The sequence below is a fragment of the Reyranella sp. genome (assembly GCF_004297265.1).
GTDB lineage: Bacteria > Pseudomonadota > Alphaproteobacteria > Reyranellales > Reyranellaceae > Reyranella.
This window is the reverse complement of the sequence record NZ_SCUT01000024.1, coordinates 23,836-41,977: the sequence shown is the minus strand read 5'-3', so window position 1 is coordinate 41,977 and position 18,142 is coordinate 23,836. Positions and strand designations below refer to the sequence as shown.

Below are 18,142 nucleotides of genomic sequence, written 5' to 3'. Positions count from 1 at the left end.
CGGAAAAGCGCGCGTCGACTTCTGCATGAAGAGCCGCTGTCGCTGCACGCAGCATCTGGCGGGCGGAAGTTCGTCCGGGCGCAGCGATATGAAGCGCTGGCCGCATCTGCTGGATAATACGCAGAGGGTGACCGAATGTTCGATGATCGGATTTCAATATTTTTGCGGAACCTGGTCGTCTGACGGGCGTTGTCGCCCTCGCCATGAGCAAGCACGTTCTCATCGTGGAAGACGACGAGCTGGTGGCCGACCACTTGGCGGCGCTGGTCCGCGATCAGTTGGGTTGCGTGCCCATCGTCGCCGGTACCGCCGGTGAAGCCATGACCCTGGCCGCCGAACGGGTGGATTTCAGCTTCCTCGACATCAAGCTCTCGGACGGGATGACGTTCGCGCTGGCCAAGCTCCTGCGGGCGCGGGGCGTGCCCTTTGTTTTCGTGTCCGCGAGCGATCCTGCCAAGGTCCCGCGCGACCTTTCGGAGATGCCGTTCCTGCGCAAACCAGTGGCGGCGCCCCGCCTACTGGCCGCTGCTCGCCAGCACCTGTAGAACCTCTGGATCCGGCCTTTGGCCCTCCAGATACGGACGCCCTCATGCGCATCGTCGCCATTCGCGACATTGTCTCGCCCATCCGCTCCAACATCGCCAACGCCTATATCGACTTCAGCCAGATGACTGCTTCGGTCGTGGCCGTGGTGACCGACGTGATGGTCGACGGCAAACCGGTGGTCGGGTTCGGCTTTAATTCGAACGGCCGCTATGCGCAGCACGGGCTGCTGAGCGAGCGCTTCATTCCGCGCCTCAGCCAGGCCAAGCCCGACTCCCTCCTCGATGCCGGAGGGCTGATCGATCCCGCGAAATGCTGGGCGGCGATGATGGCCAACGAGAAGCCCGGCGGGCACGGCGAGCGCTCCGTCGCCGTCGGCGTGCTCGACATGGCGATCTGGGATGCCGTCGCCAAGGCCCAGCGCGTGCCGCTCTGGAAGCTGCTGGCCGACCGCTACAATGGCGGCCAGGCCGACGAGAAGGCGTGGGTCTATGCCGCTGGCGGCTACTATTATCCCGGCAAGGGGCTGGAAGGACTGCAGGACGAGATGAAGCACTATCTCGGCTTGGGCTATTCCTGCGTGAAGATGAAGGTGGGCGGCGTGCCGCTGGCCGAGGACCTCGAGCGCATCGAGGCGGTGCTCGAGATCGTCGGTGCCGGCGAGCGACTGGCCGTGGACGTCAACGGCAAGTTCGACCTCACGACGGCGATCGAGTTCGGCCGCGCCATCAAGGACTTCGGCCTGCGCTGGTACGAGGAGCCGCTCGACCCGCTCGATTATCTCGCGCATGCGGCGCTCGCCACCGAGTACGCCCCGCCACTCGCCACCGGTGAAAACCTGTTCTCGATGCAGGACGCACGGAACCTGATCCGCCACGGCGGGCTGCGGCCCGACCGCGACATCCTTCAGTACGACCCGGCCCTCTCCTACGGTCTGGTCGAGTACCTGCGCACGATCGAGATGCTGAAGTCGCACGGCTGGTCGCCGCGCCGCTGCGTGCCGCACGGCGGCCACCAGTTCGCGCTGAACATCGCCGTCGGCCTGCAGTGCGGCGGTAACGAATCCTATCCGCAGGTCTTCGCGCCGTTCGGCGGCTTCGCAGACGACTGCGCCGTCGTCGACGGCCGCGTGTCGATGCCCGACGCGCCGGGCATCGGCTTCGAACGCAAGGCCGACCTGTGGTCGGTGATGAAGGAGATTGCTTAGGTCGTTCTTCCTTCGGCGCTCCCGGACATTGCCAGAGGCAATGTCCTGCCGCTTCGCAGGCTGAGCTGCGCTCAGCCTTCAGGCTTCAGCAGGCCGAGCTTCAGCAGCTCCCCGACATTGGCTTCGTCGGCCTTGAGGGCTGCGGTGAATTCCTCGGGCGTCGAGGGGCGCACGATGGCCCCAAGTTCGCGCAACTTCCTGTTCGCGGCCTCGTCCTTGAGGCCGGCGACCACGCCCTCGTTCAGACGGGCGATCACGGGCTTGGGCGTATCGGGATTGGTGAATACGCCGGCCGTCGTGTTGCCGTCGAACGGCTTGAGGCCAAGGTCGCCCAGCGTCGGCACGGTGGGCAAGTCCGGCACCTTCTGAAGGCTGAAGGTCGCGAGCGGACGCAGCTTGCCGGACTGGATATGCGGCATCGAGCTGGTGAGCTGGTCGACGAACAGGTCGAGATTGCCCGCCAGAAGATCGGCGATGCCGGGACCGGCGCCGCGATAGGGAATGATGTTGAGCTTGATGTCTTCGTTCAGCTGCAGGCGCAGAATGCCGACATGGTTGGTCGTGCCGTTGCCGGAGTGGCCAACCGAGATCGCGCCGGGCTTGGCCTTGGCCTCCGCCATCACGCTCTTCATGTCCTTGAAGCGGCTGTCGGCCCGCGCGACCACGACGGTCGGCACCGTGGTCAGGATGCTGACCGGCGCCATCTGCGGCAGCAGCGGCTGCTTGCCTGCGAAGATCGGCGCCACGTAGGCCACCGTGAAGCTCGCCATCGAAATCGTGTAGCCGTCTGCCGGCGTGTTTAGGGCCGCTTCGAGGCCGACGACACCGCCGGCGCCCGGCTTGTTGTCGATCAGGATGCCCTGGCCGAGATGGCGGCCCATCGGATCCGAGACGATGCGGGCCGTGACGTCGTAGTTGCCGCCGGGAGCGAAGGGGATGACCCAGCGGATCTGCTTGTTGGGAAAGGACTGCGCCGCAGCCTGTCGTCCGAGACCGCTCATCGGGCCGGCCATTGCCAAGCCGGCGACGCCGGCCCCTAGAAGGCCGCGTCTGCCAAGATTCATGATCCCCTCCCCTATGCTTTGTCAGGCGCGAAAGCCGACCCAACTGGGATTGCGGTGGTCCTGATAGCGATCGTCCTGTGGGATGCCGCTGCATCCCGCGACGGCCCCGGCCATGGCGACAGCCAGAACCAGCATGAACGTTCTGATGAGAGATGTCATGCCGTTGACATGGCACCCGCTCATTCGGGTTTCAACAAACCAGACTTCACAAGTGCGCTAACGCCCGCTTCCTGATCCTTCATGTAGGCCGCGAACTCCTCCATCGTCGATGGCCGCGGCACGGCCCCGAGTTCGCCGAGTTTCGCGGCGATGGCGGGATCTTTCAGCGCTGCGACGACGGCGCCGTTCAACGTCGCGAGGATCGGCTGGGGCGTCTCGACCCGGGCCAGCACGCCGGCCGTCGTGCCGCCGTCGAAGGGCTTGCTGCCGATGTCCGTGAGCGACGGCACGTCGGGAAGCTGCGCCACGCGACCGGGGCTCATCGCCAGCATGCCCATGAGCTTGCCCGACTTGATGTGCGGCAGCGATGTCGTGAGCTGGTCCATGTAGAGATCGATCTGCCCTGCCATCAGGTCGGCGAGGCCGGGGCCCGAGCCCTTGTACGGAATGATGTTGAACTTCACGCCCTCGTTCACTTCGAGACGCAGGATGGCGATGTGGTTGGTCGTGCCGTTGCCCGCGTGCCCGATGCTGACCGTGCCGGGTCGGGCCTTGGCTTCGGCGAGGACGGCGCGGATGTCGGCGAAGCGCCCGCCAGGCTTGCCGACCAGGATCATCGGCACGGTCGACAGCAGACTGATCGGCGCGAACATCGGGACGAGCGACGGCTTGCCGGCAAGATAGGGCGAGACGAACAGCACGCTGAAGCTGCCCATGACGACGGTATATCCGTCGGCCGGCGCATTCGCCGCCGCCTCCGCCCCGACGAGACCACCGGCGCCCGGCCGGTTGTCGACGATGACCTGCTGGCCGAGACTGCGGCTCATGCCTTCGCCGACGAGGCGGGACGTCAGGTCATAGTTGCCGCCGGCCGCGAAGGGCGCGATCCAGCGGATCGGCTTGCTGGGAAAATTCTGCGCCCACGCCGGCGCGTTCGTGGCGGCCGTTGCCGTCAGGGCAAGGCCGGTCCCCAGCATGTTACGTCGCGAAATCATTTTTCAAGATCCTCCCCAATCCCCTCAGACAGATTGCAATTTCCGACAACGCGCGCCACATCGGAGTGACCCCTTTCAATCGCGGAGAGAAATTACGGATGCCGGAGCAGCACACCCCGCTCATCGCCACCATTGCTGCGGGTCTGATGCTCGCTTTCGTTTTCGGATTGATCGCCCAGAGGCTGCGGATTCAGCCCCTCGTCGGCTACCTCATGGCCGGCGTCATGGTCGGCCCCTATACGCCGGGCTTCACGGCCGATCCCGCCCTCGCCACCGAACTCGCCGAAATCGGCGTCATCCTTCTGATGTTCGGCGTCGGCCTGCACTTCTCGCTGAAGGATCTGCTCTCGGTGGCGCGCATCGCGATCCCCGGTGCGATCGGCCAGATCGCCGTCGCGACCCTCATGGGCGCCGGCCTCTCCTGGGCGCTCGGCTGGCCGCCGCTGGCCGGCTTCGTCTTCGGCCTTGCCCTTTCAGTGGCCAGTACCGTCGTCCTCATCCGCGCCCTGCAGGACCGCCACATCCTCGAGACCCATCGCGGCCGCATCGCCGTGGGCTGGCTGGTGGTCGAGGATCTCGCCATGGTCCTGGCCCTCGTCCTCCTGCCGGCGCTGGCCCTGGCAACGGCGGACAATGGCGTGCCCGCTACCCGCATCCTGTTCTCCCTCCTCGTCGTATTGGCCAAGGTCTCGATCTTCGTGGCGATCATGCTGATCATCGGGCGCCGGCTCATTCCATGGCTGATGCACCACACCGCGCACACCGGCTCGCGCGAGTTGTTCCGGCTCGCCGTCTACGCCATCGCGCTCGGCGTCGCCTACGGCGCGCACTACTTCTTCGACGTCTCCTTCGCCCTCGGCGCCTTCTTCGCCGGTATGGTGCTGGGAGAGAGCGACCTCAGCCAGCGGGCGGCGGAAGAGGCCATCCCGCTGCGCGACGCCTTCGCGGTGCTGTTCTTCGTCTCGGTCGGCATGTTGCTCAATCCGAACGTGTTCGTGGACGCGCCGCTGGCCGTGATCGCCACCATCGCGATCATCATCGTCGGCAAGTCGGCCGCCGCCTACCTGATCGTCCGCGCCTTCGGCCACAGCCGGTCGACCGCCTTCACGGTCTCGGCAAGTCTCGCGCAGATCGGCGAATTCTCCTTCATCCTGATCGGTATCGGCATCGGCCTGAACATGGTGCCGAAGGAGTCGCGCGACCTCATCCTGGCCGGGGCCATCGTGTCGATCATGGTGAATCCGTTCGTCTTCACGCTGCTCGAACGCATGGGCGCCGACAAGGAGGCCGCCCCCAAGGACAAGCCCGCCGCCGGACCCGAGACCGGCCTCACCCCGACGACCCTGACCGACCATGACATCGTGATCGGCTACGGTCGCGTCGGCTCGCTGGTCGGCGCGGGACTGACGCGCGATGGCGGCAAGATGATCGTCGTCGAAGCCAGCGACGCAGGCGTCGACCGGGCGCGGCGAGACGGAGCGGAGGTATTCGCGGGCAACGCGGCAGAACCCGCGATCATCGCCGCGATCAACCTCGCCGGCGCCCGCCGGCTCTACGTCACCATTCCCGAAGCCTTCGAGGCCGGTCAGATCATCGAGCAGGCCCGCGGGACAAATCCCAAGCTCGACATCCTCGCGCGGGCCCATTCGAGTGCGACGGTGGAACACTTCGAAAAGCTGGGCGCCAATCTCATCGTCCTGGGGGAAACGGAGATCGCCCACCGCATGCTGGAGCGCGGCCGCGCCGACACGTCCCCACGCTCGGCCTGACCGGCTCGAACGGTCGTTCGCAGGATGCCCCCCTTTAGCCCCAATCGAGGCCCACCTCGCAGGAAGCCGGCTCATTCGCCGGCACACTGGAGACTGAAATGTCTACGCGTCGTGCGTTCCTCTGGGGGATAACAATTACTGCCCTTGTCGGCAGCGTGGCCGGTGCGGCGGAGGCGCAGCCGAACCCCGCCGGCGCCGTGCGCCTCGGGCTCAAGGGTTACGATCCGGTCGCCTATTTCACGCTGGGCGCGCCGACTCCCGGCAGCACCGATTACGAACTCGTCTGGGATGGCGTGCGCTATCGCTTTGTCAGCGCCCGCCATCGCGACCTGTTCAGAGCCGATCCCGACAAGTACGCACCCCAGTTCGGTGGGCAGTGCGCCATGAACATGGCCAACGGCAACCTGCGCGAATCCGACCCGACGATCTGGACCATCTCGAACGGTCGTCTCTACGTCTTTGCCAGCGCCGCCGGCTCGGAGCGGTTTCGCGAAGATGCGGGCGCGAACGCGACCCGCGCCAACGGCAACTGGCAGAACCTGAAGAACAGCACGAACCGGTAAGTCGGCGACCTTAGTTCAGGCCTGCCTTGCGCAGGCTCGCCGCAAGCCGCTGCTGCAGCGCCGGATCCTGGAAACGGGTGCCGAAGCTCGCGGCGTCGAGATGAGGGTTCTTGCGACGCCCCTCCTCCATCGCCTCCTTCGCATCGGCCGCGCGGTTCATTTCGGCATAGGCGCCGGCCAGCGGCAGGTCCAGGAGCGGATAGGCCGGGAAGCGAGCCCGCACCGTTTCGAGCAGCCGCACCGCATCGGCGTAGCGGCCGCTCAGCAGATAGGCGATGCCGAGGTTGAGCGCCGCCTCGGGACCAATGTTGGGGTTGAGACGGTTCGCGATCTCGGCGGTTGCGATCGCCTCCTCGATGCGCCCGGTCCACAGCAGCACCGCGGCCCGGGCCCGCAGTACCTCCGCGTCGCTCGGGTTGATCTCGAGCGCACGTTCGGATTCCGCCATCGCCAGATCGTACTTGTGGGTCGCGGCGTAGGCGCGCGCGAGGACGCCATGCGCCAGCACGTTCTCCTCGTCGAGATCGATCGCTTTCTGGGCGTAGCGGATCGCGGTGTCGATGTCCTGCTGCGGAAACTCCGACCAGCCGAAGGTGGCGCGCTCGAAATGGACGCCGGACAGTTCGGCATAGGCGTCGGCATAGTTCGGCGCCATCACCATCGCTTTCTCCAGCATCTCGCGTGCCGCCCGGTTGCCCGACGGCGTCGTCTCCGCCGCGCGGGTGCGGCCGCGCAGCAGCATGTCGTAGGCGTCGAGATTGTCGGTCGGCTTGCGCAGGCTCTGCTGCACGGCGAGTTGCTGCAGGTTGGTGGCCAGTGTGCCGGCGATCCGACGGGCGATGCGGTCCTGCACCGCGAAGATGTCGCCGAGGTCGTCGTCGTAATGCTCGGACCACAGCTGCGTGCCGGTCATCGCGTCGCTCAGCTGCACGGTGACGCGTACCCGGGGCCCCATGCGACGCACCGTGCCACCGACGATGTAACGCGCCCGCAGCGCACGCCCGATTTCCTGCGGCGGCAGGTTCTTCCCGCGGAACGGCAGCACCGCGCCGTAGGATAGCACGGTGAGCTGCTTGAAGCGCCCGAGCGCCCGGGTGATGTCCTCGGTCAGCCCGTCGGAGAAATAATCCTGGCCGGGATCGCCGCTCTGGTTGGCGAAGATCAGCACCGCCACCGACAGGCCGGTCTCGACCGGCGCCGGTGCGGCGGCCACCGCCTCCTCCGCAGGCCGGAAATGGCCGGAGAAATACGCGAGGGTGCCGGCGCCTGCCAGCAGGGCAGCCGCCACGGACACGACGGCGAGCTGCACCATCGGCTTGCGTCGCAGCGGCCGGGGCGGCGCGACCGCGCCGCCGGCCAGCGCCGCCAGGTCGAGCGAGTAGACGCGGACCGGCCGGTCGATGTTCTTCACCGTGCGGTTGCCGAGGTCGCGGAACGGCAAGGCGAGCTTGTCGCGCACCTGCTCGTAAACGGCGGCCGACAGCACGATGGCGCCCGGCTCGGCCACGCCCTGCAGACGCGCGGCGACATTGACCGTGTCGCCGAACACATCGTCGTCGGACGCGATGACGTCGCCGAGATGGACGCCGATGCGGAAGGTCTGCCGCCGCTCCGCCGGCACGCCCTCATTGCGCTCCGCCATGCCCCGCTGCAGGTCGACGGCGGACCTTACCGCCTCGACCGCGCTGCCGAACTCGACCATCACGCCGTCGCCCACCGTCTTCACGATGCGGCCACCGAACCGTTCGATCACCGGCGCGACCAGCTCGGCCAGATGCGCGCGCAGGTCGACCAGGGTACGTTCCTCGTCAGCGCGCATCATGCGGCTGTAGCCGGAAACGTCGGCGAACAGGATGGTCGCCAGCCTGCGGTTGGTAATGGGGGACGTCATCGGTCTCTAGTCAGCGCGAGTTGTGATAGAAGACGGCTTCGTCGGTCATGCTGCAGGTTCCCTGCGGTGGCTCCCACTATGGCGCGCGGGCGTTACCTACCGCCAGAACGGTTCGAGAGCGAGATGCGCTTGTCCCTGCGATTTGCAGCCCTACTTTGCGTCACGACTGTGGCGCCCGCGTTCGCGCAGGCGCAAGCCCCGACGGTTCTCGATTGCACTGGCCCGTTCGCCCGCGACGCCGACGAACGCACGGTTGCCCGGATTTTTGGCGCGGCCAATGTCGAGCGGGCCGACATCCCCGTCGGCGAAGGCATGACCGAACCCGGGACCGTCATCTTCGCAAAGGACCCGGGAAAGCGGATCGAAATCCTCTGGCACGACGCCTATGCGCGTCCCAACGTGGTGATCATCCGCAACGGCTCCGCCTGGCCGGTCGCCGTTACGGGGCTCGACAAGCCCATCGTGAACGGTACCACCTTGGCCGAGGTCGAGACGATGAACGGCAAACCCTTCACCCTGACGGGCTTCGGATGGGATCTCGGCGGCTACACCAATGGCTGGGACGGCGGCCGCCTCGACAAGCCGGTCGGCGGCTGCAATCTCTCGGTGCGCTTCGACCCGGCGAGCGACGCGCCCGGCGATGCGCTCGACAAGGTGAACGGCGACGTCGAATTCCTGTCGACCGACAGCGCCGTGCGACAAACCAAGCCGGTCGTCATCGAGATCGAACTCGGCTGGCCGCAGTAGCGGCTAGACGTAGACCGCCTTCATCTGCGCTTCGGGATAGCGCGTGCCGGCGGGACCGCCGGGCGGCAGCGCCGACGAAAGCCGTGCCACCTCTCCCACCGACAGGGTTACCGCCACCGCACCGACATTCTCATCGACGCGCGCGGCCTGCTTGGTGCCGGGGATTGGCACGATGTCCGGTCCCTGCGCCAGCAGCCAGGCCAGCGCCACCTGGCCCGGCGTGCAGTTCTTCACCCTGGCCACCGCTTCGATCTCCGACACGAGCTCGAGATTGCGGGCGAGATTGTCCGCCGCGAAGCGCGGATGGCGGCCGCGATTGTCGCCTTCGGGAATGTCGGAGGGTTGGCGCACCGCGCCGGTCAGCAGGCTGCGGCCGAGCGGCGAGTAGGCCACAAACGAGATGCCGAGCGCGCGCGTCGTCTCGAGCGTCTCCTCGGCGTCGCGGCGATAGAGCAGCGAGTATTCGCTCTGCACAGCGGCGATCGGGTGCACCTTGTGCGCCCGCCGGATCGTCGCGGGGCCGGCTTCGCTGAGGCCCAGCGCGCGCACCTTGCCGGCTTTCACCAGCTCGGCCATGGCACCGACCGTGTCCTCGATCGGCACCGAGGGATCGACCCTGTGCTGGTAGTAGAGGTCGATCACCTCGACCCCCAGCCGCTTCAGGCTGGCGTCGCAGGCCGCCTTCACATGGGACGGACTGCCGTCGACGCCGTTCAACCCGCCCGGTCGCTGGATCTGGCCGAACTTGGTCGCCAGCACGACCTTGTCGCGTCGGCCACCCGCCAGCGCCTGCCCGAGCAGCGTCTCGTTGTGCCCCCAACCATACATGTCGGAGCTGTCGAGCAAGGTGACCCCGCGCTCGATCGCGTGATGGATCAGCCGGATCGCGGCGGCATCGTCGCTCTTTCCATAGGCGCCGGACAGAGACATGCAGCCGAGGCCGATCGGGAAGACATCGATGCCGCTCCTGCCGAGCGAACGGACGGAGGCGTTGGTCGTGGTCATGCTGTCCTTCCTCAGGAGATGTCACTCGCCTGGATGCGCTTCACGCCGGCTTCCGCCATCTGTTTCCAGGCCGCGGCCAGCGAGCCGTTGAGGTCGATGGCGCGCGTCGCGTCCTCGACGACGTAGGTCGTGAAGCCGAGCTTGCGCGCATCCAGCGCCGACCAGGCGACGCAGAAATCGGTGGCAAGCCCCACCAGGAAGACCGTGTCGATGCTGCGGGCCTTGAGATAGGCCGCGAGGCCGGTCGCCGTCTTGCGATCAGCCTCCTCGAAGGCGGAGTAGCTGTCCACGCCCTTGTTGAATCCCTTGCGGATGATGAGCTGCGCCGTCGGCAGCTTGAGGTCCTTGTGAAGGGCCGCATCGTCGGAGCCCTGCACGCAATGGTCGGGCCACAGGACCTGCGTGCCGTAGGAGAGGCCAATCGTCTCGAACGGCTTCTTGGCGGTATGCGCGCTGGCGAACGAGGCATGGCCCGGCGTGTGCCAGTCCTGCGTTACGACGATGTTCTGGAAGGAGCCCGCAAGTTTGTTGATGATCGGCACGACCTCGGCGCCGCCCTTCACGGGCAGGGTGCCGCCGTCAATGAAGCAGTTCTGGACGTCGATGACGATGAGAGCGCTGTTGGCGCCCGGCTTGACCGAGTCGGCGGCAAGGACGGGCGATGCCGCGCCGCCGGCGATACTGAAAGCCACGGCGGATTGAACGAAGCCACGGCGAGACAGGTTGATCGTGTTTGATGTCATGGCCATCCTCCGATTCTGGATGATGCCGCAGTCTAGCGCCTCCGATCCGCAGGAGCGACCTCGATCACTGGCCCTTGAAAACCGGCGGACGCCTTTCGGCGAAGGCGCGGCGCGCTTCCTTGGCGTCTTCGGAGCCGTTCAGGATGCCGCCGGCATTCGAGGTGAGAACCATAGTGGTCTCCAAGGTGCTGTCGAGGGCCGCGCGCATGATGCGCTTGCCGACCCACTGCACGAGCGGCGGCACCTTGATGATGCGGTCGCACAGAGCCCGCGTCGTCTCCTCGAGCTTGTCCGACGCGACGAGGTGGTTGAGCATGCCCCAGTCGTAGGCGCGCTGGGCGTCGAGTTCGCCGGTGTACGCGAATTCCAGCGCGCGGCCGAGGCCGACCATCTTCGGCAGATAGTACGAGCCGCCGTTCTCGATGATCTGGCCGGCATTGTGGTAGCCGATGAAGCGCGTTTTCTCGCAGCCGATGCGGATGTCGCAGTGAAGCGCCATGTCCATGCCCGAACCGACCGCGGGTCCGTTGATCATGGCGATGGTCGGCTTGCGGATCAGCGAGAGGTCGCGGTGGAGCTTGGTAAAGCCGTGATAGAAGTGCTGGCGCGCAGCGTCGGGCCCCTCGTGTGAACCTCGGTTACCGGGGAACTCCTCGCCCGTCACCTCCGGTGGCATCTTCGAACGCAGGTCGGCACCGGCGCAGAAGACGCGGCCGACGCCGGTGAGCACGATCACGCGGATCTTCGGATCGTCGTCTCCGGCACGCATGTACTCGCCGACCTTGGCGACCGTGCCGTTCTCCTCCGCCGTTCCGACGAGCGCGTTCAGCCGATCCGGACGGTTGAACCTGATCCAGAGGATTCCGTTGTCCTCGGGTTCATAGGACAGGTAGTCGACGAGCTTCGGCGCCATGCTTGTTCCTCCACTGATATCGGGCGGAGGCAGAGTATCGGTCGGCCCGAGGCCACCGTCATGGCTGCAGTTTCGCAGTGCCCGTTCCCGATCGCGCCCTCGACTTCGAAGAGCGCAGGTCGGAGGCGTGCGGCTAGGCCGCTTCTTGCAGCGATGAGCAGGCGCCGCTGACGCGGGTCTGGCGCATGTAGCGGCGGTGGCGGTCGGCGTCGTAGCCGCTGCCGGCGTGGAGCAGGCAGCGATTGTCCCAGAGGACGACTTCGCCCGGCTGCCAGGCGTGGTGGTAAACGTGCTCGGGCTGGATGGCCTCGTCTATCAGCGCGTCGATCAGCGCGCGGCCCGCGGCGGGATCCATGCCCTCGATCTCGCGGACATGGCTGCCGAGGAACAGGTTCTTTGCGCCGGTCGCCGGGTTGGTCCGCACGAGCCGCTGGCGCACCGGCGGCAGCGAGGCCGCCAGCTCGGGCGACACGGCATCAGGGGCGACCTTCGATCGCGAATAGACGTAGTCGTGGATCGCGATCAGCGGATCGAACTCGGCCTTGCGCTCCGGCGAGAGGCGAGCGTAGGCGGCACGCAGGGAGACGAACATCGTGATGCCGCCCTCGGACGGCGTCTCGTAGGCGCACATGATCGAGAGGAACGCCGGCACCGGTTTGAAGGAGGCATCGGAGTGCCACATGTTGTTGCCGGTCAGGAAGATCGTCTTCTTGTGCGAGCTGCCCAGCGCCGTGCCGTCCTGCTGGACGTTCCCGATGGTGCCGAAATACTCGATCTTGCCGACGCTGGTATGGCTGGGCTCCGGATTGCCGAGCTGGCGCGTGAGAGCGAGCTGGCGATCGTCATCCATCGCCTGGTCAGGGAAGCAGACGAACGAGTAGCGATCGACCGCCACGTTGATTTCCGCCACGAGGTCGGGCGCGAGCGGCTTGCTCACGTCGACGCCGCGGATGCGGACGCCGAGCTCGGGATGGAGTTCTTCGTAGAGAAGCTGGGGCATGGCGCGCGAACCTCCGGGATGCCGTCGCTCGCAGTCTTTCCGATTTGCGGCGAGCGGACCAGCCCGGACCGCGCCCTCAATCCCGCAGGTCGAGCTTTCCCCCGAGCGGCGACTCGCTCGTCCTGCGCCCGGCGAAGCCGGTGTACAGTAAGCCGTCACCCCGGAAGCGAGACGCGTGAAGATCCTCTTTGCCATCAACCAGCTCTCCGAATTCGTCGGCGGCTCCCTCGTGCCGGTTGAGGTCGCGGAATATCTCCACGGGATGGGACATGACTGCACCATTGCGGCAAATCATGTCGACGAGCCGCTTGCGCCCCTGGTGGCCCGGCAGGGCATTGTCGTAACCGACGAAATCCCGGCTTTGAATGCGTTCGATTTCGATCTCGTCTGGCTCCAGAATCACACAGCACCGCTGTTGCGCTACGAACCCGTCGATGGATCGCGCGAGCGCACGCTCTTCGTGTTCGCGCATCTGTCGGGGCTGACGTTTCACGAGAATCCCGGTCTGGTCTTCGAGCCGCTGCTGGCCGATGTGACCATCGCCAACTCCGAGAACCTCAAACGGCACCTGACGCAACTCGACGTTCCACCCGACGGCATCGTCGTGTATCCCAACCCGGCACCCGCAGGATTCTGGCGCATCGACCCGGCCGCGGAACCGGCGCAAACGCCGACGACGGTGCAACTGATCTCGAATCACGCACCACCGGAAATCATCGACGCTCTCGCTCTGTGCAGCCAGCGCGGCATCGATACAGCTCACATCGGACAGGCGGGCACGTACGTCAGGGTCACGCCCGAGATGCTCGGCGCCGACGGCGCCGTCGTCTCCGTCGGCAAGAGCGTCCAGTATGCCGTCGCCAGAGGCATTCCCCCTTATGTCTATGATCGGTGGGGAGGACCGGGCTATCTGACCGTCGAGAACTTCGAGCGGGCCGCCAGCGCCAATTTCTCCGGACGCTGCTGCTTTCGAAAGATCGATGCGCAACAGATTGCGGAGGAAATCGTCGAGGGATTCCCGGCGGCTTGCCGCTTCCTCGCCGGCTTGCCTCCCGGCCTCCTTCGGCGCTACCGGATGGAGCCGTATATCGAGCAGCTTCTCTCGCGGATCGACTCCGCGCCGCCGAACGCCGCGCGGCTGGAGACACTGATCCAGAAAGCCCCCTGGCTGCGCCGCGAAAGGTTCATGGCCCTTGGCATCCGTGACAACTTCAGGGGGCACAAGGCGGGGAACGCAAAGATCAGGCAGATGCGCCGTGAAACCAGGAAGCTGAAGCGAAGGCTGCAACCCGGCTGAGTGCGTCCGGGTAGGCTACTCGGACAGGTCGAGCTTTCCCTCCATCCGGAGGATCCGGACGGCCTGCAGCGAGAGCACGCTCAGGGCATCCCGGATCTCCCCCGCCTCGACCATCCGGAACGCCTCGGCGAGCGGAACGCGCCTTACCGCCAGCTCCTCCGTGGCTTCCGGCTCCGACTCACCCGGTGTCAGCCCCCAGGCCAGATAGGCGACCGCGCGCTCGTCCGAGACGGAGTTCGAAAGATCGGCCTCCAGAATCTTGCGCCAGTGGCGCGCTGTGAGCCCCGTCTCCTCGCGTAGCTCACGGGCCGCCGAGTGGAGGGGATCGACGCCGTGCGCCCCGCCGCCCTCGGGGATTTCCCAACTGTAGGCGTCGAGCGGGAAGCGGTATTGGCCGACCAGGTAGGTATGGAATTCGGCATCCACCGGCACGACCCCGATGGCCAGGTTCTTGTAGTGCACCAACCCATAGATGCCCGGCGTCCCAGCCGGCGTCAGCACCTCGTGATGGGTGAGCCGGATCCACGGATTCTCGTACACGTCCGTCTGGGAGTGGATGGTCCAGGGGCCTTTCTTGATGGTCGTCATCAGGGGTTTCCAAGTCTCCAGATTGCATCGTGAGGCGGCCACGATCGGCTCCGGTTCCCAGTGTCCCACTGAACAGACCAGCGGGGCTACCATATGTGACCTGAAGGTCCCTCACTTCGTTCGTGAAGACAGCGGCTCCTGCTTCTGCACGAGCTCATCGGCGTGCCGGTGGACCAGGCGCCAGCGCTCGCGTTCCAATCGGAACGTCTGGGTCACCCGCAGGTCCAGGACAGGCAGGGGCTGGCCGTCCGGCGCCTTCCGCGCCCATCGTTCCAGGCTGATCAGGGAGGCCACGTCCTTCCCCACGGTCACACCGATGACCTGCTGGCTGTAAGCACCACCGTGGAAATGCGAGGCCGCCCAGGCCAGCCGCGGGCCAACCTCCGCCCAGCCGCGCTCGACACCGCCGAAGCCGCCCATCACCGTCACGTCGCCGGCATGGGAAAAGAGTGCCTGCAGCGGACCGGCGTCGCCGTCCATGAAGGCCTCCTGGGCCGCCTGCAGCTCGATCATCGCGGTTTTCCAGCTCTTCTTCGGCATTCGTGAGACTCCGTTCCCTGGGCCGCTGCGTCCATTATTCCCGGCCCCGACTTCCGAAAATCGACGATTTCTGCCTTAGTTCTGCATCATACTTCCCGCACACTTGGGGACTGGGGCAATAATGGGGCTGGCGATGAAGAGACGAGTTCTGACGCAGGCGCTGTTGATGGGTCTGGTGGCGCGAAGTTTTCCGGCCTTCGCGGCGAATCCGCTGCCGGCTCTGCAGGAGACGCCGGGCCTGCTGGACAAGGTGAAGTCGGGGGCGCTGCCGCCAGTCGACAAGCGGCTGCCGCGGCAACCCCGCGTCATCGAGAGTTTCTCGGGCGCCGACGGCATAGGCCGGCAGGGCGGCCAGCTCAACATGCTGGTCGCGGCCACGCGCGATACCCGCCTGATGACCGTCTACAGCTACACCCGGCTGATCGTCTACGATGACAAGTTCAAGCTGCATCCCGACATCCTCGAGAGCTACGAGGTCAAGGAGGGGCGCGAGTTCACGTTTAAGCTGCGCGCCGGCCACAAATGGTCCGACGGCCATCCCTTCACGACCGAGGACTTCCGCTTCTTCTGGGAGGACATTGCCAACAACAAGGACCTGTCGCCCAACGGGCCGTCCGTCGAGTTGCTGGTCGAAGGCAAGCCGCCCAAGGTCGAAATCCTCGACGAGGTCACGATCCGTTACACTTGGCACAAGCCCAACCCGGACTTCATCGAGAGCCAGGCGCGCGCCGCGCCGCTCTTCCTGTTCCGCCCGGCCCATTATCTGAAGACGCTGCACGGCAAATACGCTGAAGAGGAGGAGATCCTCAAGCGCTACAAGGGCAGCCGCTGGTCGAACGTCTTCAAGCGCCAGGACGCGATGTACGGCAACAGCAACGTCGACCTGCCGACGCTCAACCCGTGGGTCCTCACTACGGTGCCGCCGGCCCAGCGCTTCGTGTTCGTGCGCAACCCCTACTTCCACCGCATCGACAGCAAGGGCCAGCAGCTGCCCTACATCAACGACGTGATCATGACAGTGGTCGCGGCCAACCTGATCCCCGCCAAGGCCGGACTCGGCGAATCGGACCTGCAGCCGCGCTATCTCGGCCTGCGCGACTTCACCTTCCTGCGCGACGCCGCCAAGACCTCTGGCATCAAGGCGCTCCTGTGGGAGAAGGGCTCGGGCTCGGAGGTCGCCTTCTATCCCAACATGAACGCCAACGACGAGACCTGGCGCAAGCTCAACCGCGACGTCCGCTTCCGCCGTGCGCTGTCGCTGGCGATCAACCGTGAGGAGCTGAGCGACGTCGTCTACAGCGGCCTAGCCAAGCCTTCCGCCAACACGATCATGCCGCGCTCGCCCCTGTTCAAGCCAGAGTACGCCACCAAATGGGCGACCTACGACGTCAAGGCGGCCAACAAGCTGCTGGACGAGATCGGGCTCACCAAGAAGGGCGGCGACGGCATCCGCCTGCTGCCCAACGGCCAGCCGGCGATGTTCGTGATCGAGCATTCCAGCGAGAAAGCCGACGAGGTCGACACCATGACCCTGGTCACCGACCAATGGAAGAAAATCGGCATCAAGGCGCTGCTGAAGCCGCAGACCACGGACAACTTCCGTCTGCGCACCACCTCCGGCGAGGCGATCATGACGGCCTATGCCGGCGTGACCACGGCGGCGCCGACCGTCGACACCAGCCCGCGCGAGTTCACGCCGGTGATGCAGGGCGGGCTGCAGTGGCCGAAGTGGGGCCTCTACGTCGAATCGAAGGGCAAGCAGGGTGAACCCTGCGACATGGAGGTCGGCAAGACGCTGCTCGGGCTGCTGCAGAAGTGGGAGCAGTCGGTCGACGCCGCGGAGAAGCGCAAGGCCTGGGAGGAGATCCTCGCGGTCAATGCCGAGGAGGTGTTCTCGATCGGCACGGTCAACGAGGTGCGCCAGCCGGTGACGGTCGGCAAGAAGGTGCGCAACGTCCCGGAGAAGGGCTACTGGGCCTGGGATCCGGGCGGATATATCGGCCTCTACGAGCCCGACACGTTCTGGATCGCCGGATAGCGATCCAGATCCGTTAAGGCAGAGCGATCGTGAGGGCCGTCACTGCGGCTTGAGCGGCCCCTCGAACAGGCAGTAGCCGTCGAGCATGATCTTGGCGTCACCCGGCTTGACCGAGCCGACGACGTCCATCTTGTTGCCGTTGCCGACGATGGTGGTCGTCTTGAACTTCATGTCCGGACCCAGCGTCGCCTTGAAGCCGCGCTCGGGGCGGCCTTCCTGCTGGAACCAGCCATCCACATCCGTGCCGACGACGGTGACCTTGATCGTCATCTTGTAGATCGGACACTTGCCGCTGCCAGGGACGTTCAGCCCATAGCCCGTCCAGGTCCACACGGCCGGTTCGGCAAGGGCGGGCGCGAGAGGAAGAAGGGCGACCAGCGCGGCCACGGCAGCTTTTTTCAGCATCGACATTCCCTCACCGGAAGGTGGTAACGAACACTCAATCACTGTGTGAATAGTAGCCATATTCGATGTCGAAATCGCGCCGTTTTGAAGGCACTCGCCTTTTCATCGGGCACGCTTCTTCCTCGCCTTGCCCGCCTTGCGCCCGGTGCCCGTCCTGACGGGGCCGGTCTTGGAGGCGAGCGCGGTCTGCAGCGCCTTCTCCGCCTCCCGGAGCTTGGCCTCCCGGTTGGGGTCCTCCGCCGGCAGGTTGCGGGCGAAGTTCAGCCGGGCCTCGGCCCGCTGCAGGAAAATCGCCTTCTTGGCTTCGGAAATCGACTGGCCCATGAACTCTCCTGCCGGAAACCGGCATCACTTGCGGGCCCTCACCTTACCGCCTTTCCGGGCGGCGGGGGGCACCACGGCTTCCGAGCTGCCCTGGTCGTACGGCCGTTCCACCGTGGGCTCCAGGCCATAACGGCCGCCCTTCTCCTCGTCCTCGCGTTCGTAGCCCGGCCCCTCCTCCGCATCGGCGCCGTAGACGCCTTTCTCCCGCTGCTCCTCGCGGCGGGCGTCCTTCGCCTGTTCGGTGCCGCTGTAACTGGCTGAAGCCTCGTTCGGGTCGGGCTTTCTGGGCGTACGGGCCATGTGATTCTCCCTCGGCAGATGGGTTCAGGCCCGTTGAACGCGCTCACCCCG

20 protein-coding genes are annotated in these 18,142 nt (G+C 66.1%); 7 read left to right on the top strand and 13 right to left on the bottom strand.

Going from position 1 to position 18,142, the window contains the following annotated elements:
* The first annotated feature begins 203 nt into the window (after positions 1-203).
* Together EPO41_RS09060 and EPO41_RS09055 are read left to right on the top strand one after the other, a co-directional pair.
* Complete coding sequence (locus EPO41_RS09060) at positions 204-545, top strand: response regulator (protein WP_296323543.1); 342 nt, start codon at positions 204-206, stop codon at positions 543-545.
* A gap of 44 nt (positions 546-589) precedes the next feature.
* Positions 590-1,750: a mandelate racemase/muconate lactonizing enzyme family protein gene (locus tag EPO41_RS09055; RefSeq protein WP_296323540.1), complete on the top strand. Its 1,161-nt coding sequence runs from the start codon at positions 590-592 to the stop codon at positions 1,748-1,750.
* 71 nt (positions 1,751-1,821) lie between these two features.
* On the opposite strand, the gene EPO41_RS09050 is transcribed toward EPO41_RS09055, so the two are convergent.
* From EPO41_RS09050 to EPO41_RS09040, 3 genes are read right to left on the bottom strand one after another with little or no spacing between them, the layout of a single operon-like run.
* Positions 1,822-2,814, bottom strand: a complete 993-nt coding sequence (locus EPO41_RS09050; protein ID WP_296323537.1) for a tripartite tricarboxylate transporter substrate binding protein — start codon at positions 2,812-2,814, stop codon at positions 1,822-1,824.
* 21 nt (positions 2,815-2,835) lie between these two features.
* Positions 2,836-2,973 (bottom strand): hypothetical protein, encoded by a 138-nt coding sequence (locus tag EPO41_RS09045; protein ID WP_296323535.1) that lies wholly within the window; start codon positions 2,971-2,973, stop codon positions 2,836-2,838.
* A gap of 20 nt (positions 2,974-2,993) precedes the next feature.
* Positions 2,994-3,968 carry a tripartite tricarboxylate transporter substrate binding protein gene (locus EPO41_RS09040; protein WP_296323532.1) on the bottom strand — a complete coding sequence of 325 codons (975 nt, stop codon included), beginning with the start codon at positions 3,966-3,968 and terminating at the stop codon, positions 2,994-2,996.
* A gap of 98 nt (positions 3,969-4,066) precedes the next feature.
* On the opposite strand from EPO41_RS09040, the gene ybaL reads away from it, so the two are divergent.
* Both ybaL and EPO41_RS09030 read left to right on the top strand, forming a co-directional pair.
* Positions 4,067-5,737 carry a YbaL family putative K(+) efflux transporter gene (ybaL, locus tag EPO41_RS09035; protein ID WP_296323529.1) on the top strand — a complete coding sequence of 557 codons (1,671 nt, stop codon included), beginning with the start codon at positions 4,067-4,069 and terminating at the stop codon, positions 5,735-5,737.
* 98 nt (positions 5,738-5,835) lie between these two features.
* A complete protein-coding gene (locus EPO41_RS09030; protein ID WP_296323526.1) occupies positions 5,836-6,300 on the top strand; it encodes a YHS domain-containing (seleno)protein in 465 nt (154 codons plus the stop codon).
* 10 nt (positions 6,301-6,310) lie between these two features.
* Here EPO41_RS09030 and EPO41_RS09025 read toward each other — a convergent pair whose 3' ends face one another.
* The gene (locus EPO41_RS09025; protein WP_296323523.1) at positions 6,311-8,191 is read right to left on the bottom strand and encodes an adenylate/guanylate cyclase domain-containing protein; all 1,881 of its coding nucleotides are present in this window, start codon (positions 8,189-8,191) and stop codon (positions 6,311-6,313) included.
* Between the two features lie 168 nt (positions 8,192-8,359).
* Between EPO41_RS09025 and EPO41_RS09020 the strand changes: the two genes are divergently transcribed.
* Positions 8,360-8,938 carry a hypothetical protein gene (locus tag EPO41_RS09020; protein WP_296323519.1) on the top strand — a complete coding sequence of 193 codons (579 nt, stop codon included), beginning with the start codon at positions 8,360-8,362 and terminating at the stop codon, positions 8,936-8,938.
* Between the two features lie 3 nt (positions 8,939-8,941).
* Here EPO41_RS09020 and EPO41_RS09015 read toward each other — a convergent pair whose 3' ends face one another.
* The 4 genes from EPO41_RS09015 to EPO41_RS09000 form a co-directional block, all read right to left on the bottom strand.
* Positions 8,942-9,943, bottom strand: a complete 1,002-nt coding sequence (locus EPO41_RS09015; RefSeq protein ID WP_296323516.1) for an aldo/keto reductase — start codon at positions 9,941-9,943, stop codon at positions 8,942-8,944.
* A gap of 11 nt (positions 9,944-9,954) precedes the next feature.
* Positions 9,955-10,686, bottom strand: a complete 732-nt coding sequence (pncA, locus tag EPO41_RS09010) for a bifunctional nicotinamidase/pyrazinamidase (protein ID WP_296323513.1) — start codon at positions 10,684-10,686, stop codon at positions 9,955-9,957.
* A gap of 64 nt (positions 10,687-10,750) precedes the next feature.
* Positions 10,751-11,599: an enoyl-CoA hydratase-related protein gene (locus tag EPO41_RS09005; protein WP_296323511.1), complete on the bottom strand. Its 849-nt coding sequence runs from the start codon at positions 11,597-11,599 to the stop codon at positions 10,751-10,753.
* Between the two features lie 133 nt (positions 11,600-11,732).
* Positions 11,733-12,599, bottom strand: coding sequence for a TauD/TfdA family dioxygenase (locus EPO41_RS09000; protein ID WP_296323508.1), 867 nt, complete (start codon positions 12,597-12,599; stop codon positions 11,733-11,735).
* A gap of 175 nt (positions 12,600-12,774) precedes the next feature.
* Between EPO41_RS09000 and EPO41_RS08995 the strand changes: the two genes are divergently transcribed.
* The gene (locus EPO41_RS08995; protein ID WP_296323505.1) at positions 12,775-13,896 is read left to right on the top strand and encodes a hypothetical protein; all 1,122 of its coding nucleotides are present in this window, start codon (positions 12,775-12,777) and stop codon (positions 13,894-13,896) included.
* Between the two features lie 15 nt (positions 13,897-13,911).
* Here the strand turns inward: EPO41_RS08995 and EPO41_RS08990 are convergent, their stop codons facing one another.
* Positions 13,912-14,484, bottom strand: a complete 573-nt coding sequence (locus tag EPO41_RS08990; protein WP_296323502.1) for an NUDIX hydrolase — start codon at positions 14,482-14,484, stop codon at positions 13,912-13,914.
* A gap of 111 nt (positions 14,485-14,595) precedes the next feature.
* Positions 14,596-15,024 (bottom strand): nuclear transport factor 2 family protein, encoded by a 429-nt coding sequence (locus EPO41_RS08985; RefSeq protein WP_296323500.1) that lies wholly within the window; start codon positions 15,022-15,024, stop codon positions 14,596-14,598.
* A gap of 133 nt (positions 15,025-15,157) precedes the next feature.
* On the opposite strand from EPO41_RS08985, the gene EPO41_RS08980 reads away from it, so the two are divergent.
* Positions 15,158-17,062 (top strand): ABC transporter substrate-binding protein, encoded by a 1,905-nt coding sequence (locus EPO41_RS08980; protein WP_296323497.1) that lies wholly within the window; start codon positions 15,158-15,160, stop codon positions 17,060-17,062.
* 39 nt (positions 17,063-17,101) lie between these two features.
* Here the strand turns inward: EPO41_RS08980 and EPO41_RS08975 are convergent, their stop codons facing one another.
* The 3 genes from EPO41_RS08975 to EPO41_RS08965 form a co-directional block, all read right to left on the bottom strand.
* Entirely contained in the window at positions 17,102-17,467 is a 366-nt protein-coding gene (locus tag EPO41_RS08975) for a hypothetical protein (RefSeq protein WP_296323494.1), read from the bottom strand.
* 102 nt (positions 17,468-17,569) lie between these two features.
* Complete coding sequence (locus EPO41_RS08970) at positions 17,570-17,791, bottom strand: hypothetical protein (protein WP_296323492.1); 222 nt, start codon at positions 17,789-17,791, stop codon at positions 17,570-17,572.
* Positions 17,792-17,815: 24 nt separating this feature from the next.
* A complete protein-coding gene (locus tag EPO41_RS08965) occupies positions 17,816-18,091 on the bottom strand; it encodes a hypothetical protein (RefSeq protein ID WP_296323489.1) in 276 nt (91 codons plus the stop codon).
* Positions 18,092-18,142 lie beyond the last annotated feature (51 nt).

Bases quoted from the DNA above. Each gene is read 5' to 3' on its own strand.
- EPO41_RS09060 (WP_296323543.1), top strand. From the start codon at position 204: ATGAGCAAGCACGTTCTCATCGTGGAAGACGACGAGCTGGTGGCCGAC.
- EPO41_RS09055 (WP_296323540.1), top strand. From the start codon at position 590: ATGCGCATCGTCGCCATTCGCGACATTGTCTCGCCCATCCGCTCCAAC.
- EPO41_RS09050 (WP_296323537.1), bottom strand. From the start codon at position 2,814: ATGAATCTTGGCAGACGCGGCCTTCTAGGGGCCGGCGTCGCCGGCTTG.
- EPO41_RS09045 (WP_296323535.1), bottom strand. From the start codon at position 2,973: ATGACATCTCTCATCAGAACGTTCATGCTGGTTCTGGCTGTCGCCATG.
- EPO41_RS09040 (WP_296323532.1), bottom strand. From the start codon at position 3,968: ATGATTTCGCGACGTAACATGCTGGGGACCGGCCTTGCCCTGACGGCA.
- ybaL (WP_296323529.1), top strand. From the start codon at position 4,067: ATGCCGGAGCAGCACACCCCGCTCATCGCCACCATTGCTGCGGGTCTG.
- EPO41_RS09030 (WP_296323526.1), top strand. From the start codon at position 5,836: ATGTCTACGCGTCGTGCGTTCCTCTGGGGGATAACAATTACTGCCCTT.
- EPO41_RS09025 (WP_296323523.1), bottom strand. From the start codon at position 8,191: ATGACGTCCCCCATTACCAACCGCAGGCTGGCGACCATCCTGTTCGCC.
- EPO41_RS09015 (WP_296323516.1), bottom strand. From the start codon at position 9,943: ATGACCACGACCAACGCCTCCGTCCGTTCGCTCGGCAGGAGCGGCATC.
- pncA (WP_296323513.1), bottom strand. From the start codon at position 10,686: ATGACATCAAACACGATCAACCTGTCTCGCCGTGGCTTCGTTCAATCC.
- EPO41_RS09005 (WP_296323511.1), bottom strand. From the start codon at position 11,599: ATGGCGCCGAAGCTCGTCGACTACCTGTCCTATGAACCCGAGGACAAC.
- EPO41_RS09000 (WP_296323508.1), bottom strand. From the start codon at position 12,599: ATGCCCCAGCTTCTCTACGAAGAACTCCATCCCGAGCTCGGCGTCCGC.
- EPO41_RS08990 (WP_296323502.1), bottom strand. From the start codon at position 14,484: ATGACGACCATCAAGAAAGGCCCCTGGACCATCCACTCCCAGACGGAC.
- EPO41_RS08985 (WP_296323500.1), bottom strand. From the start codon at position 15,024: ATGCCGAAGAAGAGCTGGAAAACCGCGATGATCGAGCTGCAGGCGGCC.
- EPO41_RS08980 (WP_296323497.1), top strand. From the start codon at position 15,158: ATGAAGAGACGAGTTCTGACGCAGGCGCTGTTGATGGGTCTGGTGGCG.
- EPO41_RS08975 (WP_296323494.1), bottom strand. From the start codon at position 17,467: ATGCTGAAAAAAGCTGCCGTGGCCGCGCTGGTCGCCCTTCTTCCTCTC.
- EPO41_RS08970 (WP_296323492.1), bottom strand. From the start codon at position 17,791: ATGGGCCAGTCGATTTCCGAAGCCAAGAAGGCGATTTTCCTGCAGCGG.
- EPO41_RS08965 (WP_296323489.1), bottom strand. From the start codon at position 18,091: ATGGCCCGTACGCCCAGAAAGCCCGACCCGAACGAGGCTTCAGCCAGT.